Raw genomic sequence first — 10,499 nt, forward strand, 5'->3', positions numbered from 1 at the left:
TCATTGTTGCTACTGTTTCACTGAATATTTAGAACCAGTCTAAAGTTTTCTAGGTAACTATTAATTTCAGTACACAATCCTTGTAGTACATAAGTTCGTATCTCATTCAAATGCATACCGCTATAACTGTTCGTCCATTCATTGGAGTAATGCGATCTCCTGAACACAATAAGCTATTTACTCGCCAGCGAAGATCGCTCACGTTAGTAACTCGACCAATAACCTTACACCTACGTTTTGCTTCTGGCTTTACCTGACCCCACGCATTACTCCAACCTAGAAGAAGTATCGTTGATGCAACTACTAAAATTTGGGAGATGTAGACTTTTCTCCCAATTTTGTTCTTTTGTCTGTGTGTACTTAGCATCAAAAGTTTTATATAGTTATATGCAAGTTAATAGCATACAAGAATTAGAGAGATAAAAAAAGGTGTTTAGGGTTGTAAATTCTAATAATAATTTGTTACTATTGAGACGCTATTAAATTCAAGAAGCTTAATCTTCAATTAAATTAGGAGCTTTTTGTCTAATTCTTTCTATTATTTCGGCTCGCCAGATGAAAACCTCTGGTTCTCTAGATTCAGTTAGCAAACAGGCTTCCCAGGAAAGCCAAGAGTTATCAAAATCACCTAAAATTCCCTCCACTTTTGCCAGCAAACAGTGGGTAGATGTTCTTTGGATATCTAATTCTTTCGCTTTCTCTAAATATCGCTTCGCCTCGCTATATTTCTTCTGCTCAAATTTTGCCCAACCTAAATTTTTATACAAAACTGCTTGCCATCTGAAATTTGTAGTTTTTTGTAGTCCTCCTTGGGCGAGAGAAATTGCTGTATTATAATCACCTTGTAGAATTTTTACTCTAGATAAATTATTGATAGCAATTATCGCTTGTCTATTAATTTTTATGGCTAACTGGTATTGTTGCTCTGCTAAATCATATTTCATTCGTTCATCGTAGTAAGTTCCCAATCCATAATGCCCTTCCCAATTATCAGAGGTTAACTTAAAAGCCTTTTCATAACTATCTATTACACACCCAGAATCTTGTAATTGTTTACACACAATACCTAAATTATTATATGATTCTACATTTGTGTGATTATATTTAATTGCTAATTCATAGTATCTTTTAGCTAATTCTAGACTCTTCGTACTACGAAGTCCTTTTTCAAAATAAAATTTGGAAATTATGTATCTGGCTTGAGGATTAATTTTTATAGCTGAGTCAAAAAACTCTTGTGCGGTCTGAAAATTATTTGCTGCCTCAGCCTTTTCCCCTTGAGACAGTAAATATTTAGCTCTTAATGGTAATAATACTTTGAAAGTCACAAAGACTGTCAAAATCATAAATCCAATTGCTGCGCTAACTCTGAACGTTTTAGACCTCGTTAATCTATAAATTTTACTTTGCTGAGGAAGTAATTTTAATCGTTGCAGGATAACTTCAGTACTTTGCGGACGTTGCCCTGGTAAAGGAGCCGTCAACTCATCAATAAAATCAGCAAAAGGTTTGTCAATTTGCGGTGCTTTGTTTCTCCATATTAATCTTCCTGTCTGTTTATCCGTAGGTAAATCGATTAGTTGAATTGCAGTAAGTAGATGGACAAAAGTACGACCCAAAGCATAAAAATCTGATTGCGGTACTGCCTGTCCATCAGTTTGTTCTGGCGGAGAGTAACGAGGTGTGCCAACAGATGTAATTTCATATTTTCCTCCTCTAGACGTGCTGTCTCCTCCACTTCCGCTTATTTTAGCTAAGTAAGTACTAGTCACTCGCCGTGCTACACCAAAATCAACTAACGCTAATTGACCACTTGACTGGAGAATTATATTAGAAGGTTTAATATCTCTATGAAAAAAATTAGCACGGTGTACTGCGGCAAGAATTTCAACTAATTCTTTTAGCCATTCTAATGCTTGAGATTGCAAAATACGCCCATTAGATTCTATCCATTGCTCTAAATTCTGTCCCTCGATTTTATCCATAACCAAGCAATATAAGGTTAAAGAACTATTGACAGGAACAAAAGTGAAAAAGTCATCTAAAGTACTTTTGGGAATATTTGGATGATGGATTAGCCGTAAACTAAGAGATTCCCGCTCGATTAACTCAACCAGTTTCGGCGAGTTCAATTTCAGAACTTTCATAACTCGCTGCTTGCGGACGGGATTCCATTGAGTACCAGCGTCCTCCACTTCAAAAACTTCAGTATAGCTGAATGGATTTTCATTCAGCGGTCTTAATGGCTTAATCAAGCGGATGCGGTTATTAATTAGCAGCGAAGTACCACAAAAAAGACATTCTACAATGCCTTTAGGATTTTGACGTTGCTCGCATAGTGGATTTATACAGTAACTCACATTCGCAGGAGGATAGCCAGATATAAACTACCTACCCTAAATCTAGTCTTTCTTCCTATCAACGATAATGTAAGTGAAGATTTAAAATTTTGAGTAGTCATTTTCAATAAATAAAGTATATTTTATAACTTAAAAATAAAGAATAACTAGGAAAGTTGTTAATATTTGTGTATCGGTAGTAGTTTAACAGCAGCATTTAAAGTAATCCATTTGATAACTGCTACTGCGATCTAGTGACGGCAGTAGTTTTATTAGCTACTTTTTCCAGATGTACGTAAGTAATGATTCTACTCTATCTTTCGTCCCCTTTGCATAATTGGTGACTTGAGTTATTATTTGTTTGGAGCAAACAGCTATTAAGTAGAGAAATCAAGTATTCCTGAGTTATATTTGATACTATTAGTTGGCGGTTGCATTGAGAAAAAGCGTATGGGGTTGGTCGCTCGAACAACAGAATGAGTATAACTATGGATTCTAATGCTGTCCAGATACTAAAATCACCAGTCTATTATTCTCCCCTTGCTTCAAAGAAACAAGATATTTTAGGGCAAAAACACTCTTCTGTGACAGTAAGTTTTGATGAAACTTTAGTAATAGTCAATGATTTAGTGCTTGCCAAAAGAGGTAGATACTTATCTCAACCAGAGATACTTATTATGAGGGGAGCGTGGCATAACCGTGAGTTTGTAGAGATAGCAGAAAATTCAGCTTATAGCGTCAATTACTTACAACGAGGTGTAGCTACTCGGTTATGGGATATACTCACAAAAACAATTGGAAATGGCAAGCGAGTTACTAAAAAGAATGTACGTAATTTTTTAGAGCAAGTTGCACAAGAGTATTATGCTCAATCTGCTTTTACTAGTGAAGAAAAAAGCTCCCCTCTTAAAAATCAGATACAAATTATAGGAAGTAAACCTCCTGACATCTCAAGTTTTTATGGACGCGCAGGAGAATTATCTTGCTTAAAAGAATTAATAATAAAGCAACGCTGCGTATCGTTAGTAGGGGTAGCAGGCATTGGTAAAACTGCATTAGCTGCAAAGCTAATACAAGAGATTAGTGTTGAATCAAAACCCAAATTTGATTGCATAATTTGGAAATCAGTTGCCCATGCACCACTGTTTCAAGACTTTATAGCCGAGCTAATAGAGCTAATCCAACCTTTAGAGCCTAAGCTAGACTCACCTAAATTTACTCAAGCAATGGTTTCAGCATTGATCAAGCAGATGCAATCGCGCCGATGTTTTTTGGTATTGGATGAATCTGATTCCTTGTTTGAAACAACTAATTTAGAGCAACACTTAGAGTACAAACTATTTTTTCGCAGATTAATAGAGGAAATGAATCAAAGCTGCTTGCTCTTAACTAATCGAGTCTTTCCTGATGAATTTGAGGATCTTATAATAGCAGGACGTTCTATTCAATATCTAAAAATAAAAGGTTTAGAGACTGATCCTGCGATGCAACTTCTATTTGATCAAGGATTGGATGACGAAGAGAAATGCAACGAATTAATTAAAATTTACTACGGCAATCCTTTAGAACTAAAGACGGTAGTTACCCGAATTCACCACTTTTTTGGCGGAAGTGTTCAAAAGTTTTTTGAAAATAGAACTACGCTTTTCAGTAGCCAATTTCAAGCAATGCTTGATAAAGCCTTTGGTTACTTATTGAGTAAAATTCAACAACAAATTATGATTTATATAGCAGAAGAGTTAACTTTAAACTCGAAACCTGTTAAGTTTACTAGCTTATTAAATGGCTTGAATCAAAAGGAATCAATATCGTTATCAATATCAGATTTAATTACAGCATTAGAAGGGTTAGAAAAGCAGTTTTTAATTGAAATTATTAAGGATTCTGCTTCTGAAGAAAGTAGTTTTACTCTTCAACCTATAGTCAAAAAATATATTAGTAAAAATATACCAGGACTGGTGGATACATCTAATGCTTCACCAGAATTAGCGCTCACATTTTAACAGAGGTAGCTATGATTGCAGGCAAACTAAAAATCACAATTAAAATCAATGAACTGCCACAACCCAAGACCGTAGAGAACGCTTGGCAAAAGTTTGACCTAGACTGTGACGGACGCATCAGAACAATCACAGTTAAACCAAAAATTTATAAGAAACTGACCGATGCCGCTAGTAATTACCTACAGTGGATGCCAGCGATGTCTAACGACAAGCAGCGAAGCGTCTACACAGGTAAACTCGGTCAGTCAACTGAGCATGGGTTCGTGTTAGAAGAACCCAGCATACAAGTTTTCGAGCGCAAGCCCAAGGCAGAAACGACCTCTGCGGTAGGTGCTGCTTCTTGAAAAAGTGATTACCCAATCAGGGTAAGCTGGAATAAACATCGGTAAATATGGAGGAATGAAACAAAAATCAGAATCTCCCTAGATACGGAAAGTTATGTAAAATCAAGCTAATTGAAAGGAGGTATGGAGGTGAAGATACAAGAGTACGAAAATTTAACGTACAAAGCGCCACTAAGGAGTAGCGCTTTGTGCGGGTCTTAAATTCCATATAACCTCAGAGCGGGGTTGATCTCGAAGGAACAAAAGAAATTGTCGTTGAAGTTTGGCGACCAAGACGACTACTAAATTTGTCCGAGAGTTTTTACCGCGCTACCAGATCCATTATAGGATCTGCCGCTTGGAAAGTCCATTCCTTGCGGTGTGTTTTTGCTGTCGAAATTCATCATTTTTAGGTAAACTTAAGTTTGATTAAGAAATATCCCGAATTTTGTAGCTAAAAGCAGTAGCAGCGCGAGTAACAGTTACCAATTACTAGTTATCAGTTGGGATTTACAGTCCTTGATAACTTTCAACTGTTGACTGATAACTCATACAACCCCCTCTGAAGCTTGTCAACCAAGTTATCAGGGAAAAATATCGTGAAAAATGACTTATGCCCAATACACCTTGGTGTCGGGATTAAGGTGACATCAAAATTTTTTTCAAACCCCTCTCCTTGTGCTAATGACGGGAGAGAAATATGCTGACACTAGATAGAGAAGAAACCAAATCAGCACTTCATTACGATGATCTTAATAGCAGTATCAAAGACACCTTCGCTGCCATAGACCAATTTGAGTTGCAAGCAGTAGAACTCTTTCGCATCATGCATGACGAGCGGATGTACAAAATCGCTGGGTACAAAAACTTTGAACAATATTGTCAAGGCGAATTGCATGTATATGGCGGCTATCGGCGTATAAATCAACTCTTAGGGGCATCAAAAGTTATTGTTGCAGCAGGGGAGTTGGGGTCACAGATTAAAAATGAGCGCCAAGCCCGTCCTCTTTTGAGGTTAGCCAAAGAACCAGAAAAACTTATTGCTGCTATAACACTGGCTTTGGAATCAAACCCAGACCCAACTGAATCAGATTTCGCTGCTGCGGCAAATCAAGTTGCCCCAATGCCAAGAGGGAAAAAGCCATTCCATGAGGAACCATTGGTTCCGAAAAATGTCATCACAATTTCATCACCAGAACATCCCTGTTATGGGGAATCGGGACTGATTTGTGCAGACGCACCGAATAATTCCCAGCAGATTGTTAGCTTCTCTGATGGTGAAAGGCTGCTGGTAAACAACACTGATTTGGATGCTGCAATTGTGTCTCAATCAAGTCAGCGCACATATCCACCAGAATACACCGAAGCGATCGCAGCACTCAAAGAGCAACACAAACTTGAGTTAGAGCGCTTGGAGCAGGAATTGAGAATTGGGCTACAAGCAGAGGTGTCGGCTAGAGCCGAAGCCCAAGTAAGTGAGCAAATCCAATCTATGCATTTCCTGTACAAGCAGCAGAAAGAGCAGAATATCCAGTTGCAGCAACGGTTAGATGAGATGGAGGGGTTGAGAAAGCTCAAGATAGAGAATCAGCAACTCCACCAACGTATCCAGGAACTAGAACACGCCTTACAGGAACGCCCTCAACAGCAGTGGGGGAATACCATGACCCAACAGGCTACCAAAGTTTTGAACAAGCAAGTCAAAGAGGCGTTAGAAAAAACCATTGATCTGCGATCTCTTGCAGCCGAACCCCCCAAAGAAAATGCAACTGAATGTCTACGGCTCATGGGCATGGCACTGAAAAACCTGAGCGTTGCCATGAACAACACCCAAGCGCTCGAAGCGGCGGCGATAATTTTGGGTACTAGTCCCACACAGGAGGCGATCGCAACAAGGACGGAGCAATTACAACTATTACCCCAGGCGGTTAGTGAAATTAGGCAAGTACTTGCTCGTCTTGAGTTTACATGGCAGGAGTTTTGGGCTGTGGCTGAGAAATACGAGGTGATAAAACTTGACTACTGGGCTGAACTTACCACCCAGGAGACTGATTTAATTACACAAGCCCAAAAAAACAGTGAACAGTCAACAGTAAACACTTAAGCTAATCGTCATTTATTTTTCCAGGTTGATTCGCTTGTAGTAAGGACAGCCCTACGGGTTCTGCTCCCGCAGTACAGCCCTGCCTTTATGCAATTTAATGTTGGCTGCGGTATAGGTGCAATGTCGCTCACATTGTCATGGAAAAATTTAGGAAAAAATGTGAATACAAATAAAAATGCAATTAAGAGTGGCAACTTTGAGCCATTCGAGCCTAAACCAGATTGCAAGGTATCAGTTGAGCAGAGCGAACACCCTATTGTTTACCCAAACAATCTCACGGCTGCCGAGTACCATGAGTTGTTAACTGGTAGCGCCATTCATCCGGCGTTGATTGAGCGCAACTTTTTCCATGTAGAGGGAGAATCAGTTTATGATTTTCTGTTCATATCTGATAAAATCCCACGCAAGAATGCGGGTCGGGTCACGGATAGATACATAAGGCAATATCAACATCTATTACTAGGTGGGACGTGGATTCAGTCACTTGACCCATTCAAAAACTGGCAACCAATGGAGTGGGGAAGGATCGTGCGATTCGTTGACTAGAAACTAGAATCCATAAGGATTCCAGGGGATTAGTCGCTAGGTTCAAGCCTAGATAACTGAATAACAATGTAGGTGAAAAACCTACCCCTCAAGTGCTGAGGTGAAAGCATTTTCCCTACTGTAGCGACTAGCCATCAATCGGTAAAGCGGGAATAAAAGGCGGAAATACTGGGAGCCTAACTCGGTAATCGCCAAGCAAGATATCCATGAGTAAAGCGACTGCTTAAAGACACGTTTGAATCATCGTTAGCCACAAGTAGCGCAATCAGGCTGAAACGCTACACCAAAAGGTAAAGGATAGGGATTGGCAGATAGTCCTCTGACCAATAAGCACCCCCACTAAACCCGGTGAATAGTGTCACTCTAAAGATATCAGTATTGTTATTCGGAACGAAGTAACCCGTTATCTGCTCTCAGGTGGTCGAATACCTGAGTAGGTGCTAACCGGATGCACTAACGGGCGAGATTGAGTAAGAAGCGAAGGCTTGACTGTAATGGTCAAGATATGCCGACGTACTCACGATGATTTGTCAGAAATGGTCTTAATAGGAAGTACAAATGTCTAAAACACTGCGTTTGCAGATGGTGGAATGGAATACAATACCCTGGCGAAAGCTGGAACGTAATGTATTCAAGCTTCAGAAAAGAATATTTCTTGCCTCTAATCGTGGTGATACCAAAGTAGTTCGCAGACTCCAAAAGACCTTGATGAGGTCTTGGTCAGGAAAAGCTTTATCTGTCCGCAAAGTAACCCAGGATAACCAAGGAAAGAAAACCGCAGGCGTTGACGGCGTAAAATCGTTAACTCCCAAGGCTCGGCTGACTTTGGTACTGAGCTTAAAGCTAAACCAAAAAGTTAGCGCAACTAGAAGGGTCTGGATTCCCAAGCCTGGAACAGTTGATAAGCGCCCATTAGGAATTCCAACTATGCACGACAGAGCGACTCAAGCACTTGTCAAACTGGCTCTTGAACCAGAATGGGAGGCGCATTTTGAGCCAAATAGCTATGGCTTCCGACCAGGACGCAGCGCCCATGATGCAGTCGAAGCAATATTTAATAGCATCAACAAATCCAATAAATGGGTTTTAGATGCCGATATTTCAAAATGCTTCGATAAGATTAACCACGAAAAACTGCTGAACAAAATCAATACATTCCCAACAATGCGGAGAGTAATCAAAGCATGGTTGAAAGCAGGTGTAATGGATAATAGGCAGTTATCTGATACAAATGTTGGTACTCCCCAAGGCGGCGTATTATCCCCACTACTAGCTAACATCGCCCTGCATGGGATGGAAGAACTAGTAAAAGAATATGCAACGCAATTACCAGGAGAGAAGAGCAAAAATCAAAGTGCCATATCTTTAATAAGATATGCCGATGACTTTGTAATCCTAGCACCAAAGGCAATTCAAATAATTGAAGTGCAAGAAAAGCTAAAATCGTGGTTAGCAAACATGGGTCTGGAATTAAGTCCTAGCAAAACCAGAATCAGCCACACTCTAGAAATACCTAACGAAAAGTACAAAAGAGAAATGCCTATGCGTTTTTCCTTTGATATAAACCTTGGAAAAACCCACAGAAGTCCAGAAACCAAATTCGCTTCGGAGGTAGGATTTGACTTCCTGGGATTCAATGTGAGGCAATACGAAGTTGGATGGAACAAGTCTGGTAAAACCGCCCACGGAGAAAAGCTAGGATTTAAGACTCTCATAAAGCCCAGTAAGAAAGCAAAAAAGATCCACTACGACGCTCTAGCTGAGATTATCGATGCTCACAAATCAGCACCTATTGAGGCATTAATAATGAGACTCAACCCTGTAATTAGGGGATGGGTGAATTATTACTCAACATCTGTAAGTAAAGAAACATTCTCAACGCTTGACAATATGGTGTATCAAAAGCTCTCCAGATGGGCAAAACGTCGCCACCCAGGAAAATCTCATGCATGGATTGCTAGTAAATACTGGCATCCGGTAGGTGGCGACAATTGGGTATTCTCAGTAACCAGAGATGGTTTGGTCACAATGCCCCTAACAAGGCACTCACACAAAAAGATTGTGAGGCACGTAAAAGTTAAGGGCACAGCATCCCCATTCGATGGAAACCTGAAATACTGGAGTTCTAGAAAGGGTTCAAATCCCCTAGTACCAACAAGAGTAGCAACGTTACTCAAGAAGCAACAAGGGAAATGCGCTCACTGCGAATTGTACTTTAGGGAAGACGATTTAATCGAAGTTGACCATATTATTCCCAAATCAAAAGATGGTTTGGATACATACGCCAACCTCCAAGCATTACATCGTCACTGCCATGATAGTAAAACTGCAAACGACAATCCAAACGCACGGCTAAGTAAATTAGCTGAAGACGAAGGTAGTCAGTAGTAGTTAGAGGTACTCATAATTTGAGTCAAGTCATTGAGGAGCCGGATGAGGTGAAAGTCTCATGTCCGGTTCTGAAGACCAACGGATCTGGTGACAGATTCGTTGAGTTTAATAAGCCCAACTTTCCTCGCATTGATTGGCAAAAAGGGAAACCCGTCAAATACGAGTCGCCCCCCAAAACCCCCAACCGTGTTACCTACTTTGATGTCGCTACCCCCATCTGGGACAAAGTTGCAAAGCGTTATTTAATTAAGCGCTATCATTCACTTTTAGCATTGCGCTTACTGGATCAACTCAATCCACTAATATTTTGGGAGTGGATAAAGCAACACCCAGAGATTCCGATTATCTTATGCGAAGGGGAAAAAAAAGCTGCTTGCTTGCTGAGTCTGGGGTTTGTAGCGATCGCACTTCCGGGAATTTGGAACGGGCGCGTGGGCAAGAGAAAGGTGTTGACGATTTTGTTGTAGCACGGGGCGAAGATGCTAACGCTCTACTGACCGCAATCATCGATGATGCTAAATCACTTGCTGATTACAAGCGCTCGTATCGGGCTAAAAAATGGGGGTTAAGCAAGTACCAGCCGGATGTCACTGTTAATGTCAAGTATCTTTCTGAGGCTTTGTGCATTCCTGAACTTGAAGAAAAATGCTTGAGAGTGCCTGAGCTTTATGATCTTGAAAAGGAACAACTTTTCACGCCATCTATAAAAGGACATTCGAGAAACAAGGAGTCTACGCCCGGATTTCTCACCGATGCTCAAAGCCTGTGCTTGTGCAGGGGAGCAGGGGAGCAG

The 10,499-nt window shown here is 40.3% G+C and carries 6 protein-coding genes and 2 pseudogenes; 6 read left to right on the top strand and 2 right to left on the bottom strand.

From position 1 onward, the window contains the following. Positions 1-494: 494 nt before the first annotated feature. Together CDG79_RS36445 and CDG79_RS45315 are read right to left on the bottom strand one after the other, a co-directional pair. Complete coding sequence (locus tag CDG79_RS36445) at positions 495-2,147, bottom strand: protein kinase domain-containing protein (protein WP_094346442.1); 1,653 nt, start codon at positions 2,145-2,147, stop codon at positions 495-497. 141 nt (positions 2,148-2,288) lie between these two features. Further along, positions 2,289-2,360: pseudogene (locus CDG79_RS45315) on the bottom strand (4-Cys prefix domain-containing protein); the annotation flags it as partial. Between the two features lie 467 nt (positions 2,361-2,827). On the opposite strand from CDG79_RS45315, the gene CDG79_RS36450 reads away from it, so the two are divergent. The 6 genes and pseudogenes from CDG79_RS36450 to CDG79_RS36475 all read left to right on the top strand — a co-directional run. Continuing rightward, positions 2,828-4,342 carry an ATP-binding protein gene (locus CDG79_RS36450; RefSeq protein ID WP_094346440.1) on the top strand — a complete coding sequence of 505 codons (1,515 nt, stop codon included), beginning with the start codon at positions 2,828-2,830 and terminating at the stop codon, positions 4,340-4,342. Positions 4,343-4,353: 11 nt separating this feature from the next. Beyond that, the gene (locus tag CDG79_RS36455) at positions 4,354-4,686 is read left to right on the top strand and encodes a fertility inhibition FinO-like protein (protein ID WP_094346441.1); all 333 of its coding nucleotides are present in this window, start codon (positions 4,354-4,356) and stop codon (positions 4,684-4,686) included. A gap of 679 nt (positions 4,687-5,365) precedes the next feature. After that, the gene (locus CDG79_RS43075) at positions 5,366-6,769 is read left to right on the top strand and encodes a hypothetical protein (RefSeq protein WP_189525255.1); all 1,404 of its coding nucleotides are present in this window, start codon (positions 5,366-5,368) and stop codon (positions 6,767-6,769) included. Between the two features lie 159 nt (positions 6,770-6,928). Then, positions 6,929-7,315: a hypothetical protein gene (locus CDG79_RS36465; RefSeq protein ID WP_317616642.1), complete on the top strand. Its 387-nt coding sequence runs from the start codon at positions 6,929-6,931 to the stop codon at positions 7,313-7,315. Between the two features lie 558 nt (positions 7,316-7,873). Further along, entirely contained in the window at positions 7,874-9,703 is a 1,830-nt protein-coding gene (gene ltrA / locus CDG79_RS36470; RefSeq protein ID WP_223278565.1) for a group II intron reverse transcriptase/maturase, read from the top strand. 113 nt (positions 9,704-9,816) lie between these two features. Then, positions 9,817-10,499 (top strand): annotated as a pseudogene (locus CDG79_RS36475) (DUF3854 domain-containing protein); the annotation flags it as partial.

The organism is Nostoc sp. 'Peltigera membranacea cyanobiont' 232 (assembly GCF_002245985.1).
Taxonomy (GTDB): Bacteria; Cyanobacteriota; Cyanobacteriia; order Cyanobacteriales; family Nostocaceae; genus Nostoc.

Excerpts from the sequence above, each read along its gene's own strand:
- CDG79_RS36445 (WP_094346442.1), bottom strand. The coding sequence starts at position 2,147 with ATGAAAGTTCTGAAATTGAACTCGCCGAAACTGGTTGAGTTAATCGAG.
- CDG79_RS36450 (WP_094346440.1), top strand. The coding sequence starts at position 2,828 with ATGGATTCTAATGCTGTCCAGATACTAAAATCACCAGTCTATTATTCT.
- CDG79_RS36455 (WP_094346441.1), top strand. The coding sequence starts at position 4,354 with ATGATTGCAGGCAAACTAAAAATCACAATTAAAATCAATGAACTGCCA.
- CDG79_RS43075 (WP_189525255.1), top strand. The coding sequence starts at position 5,366 with ATGCTGACACTAGATAGAGAAGAAACCAAATCAGCACTTCATTACGAT.
- ltrA (WP_223278565.1), top strand. The coding sequence starts at position 7,874 with ATGTCTAAAACACTGCGTTTGCAGATGGTGGAATGGAATACAATACCC.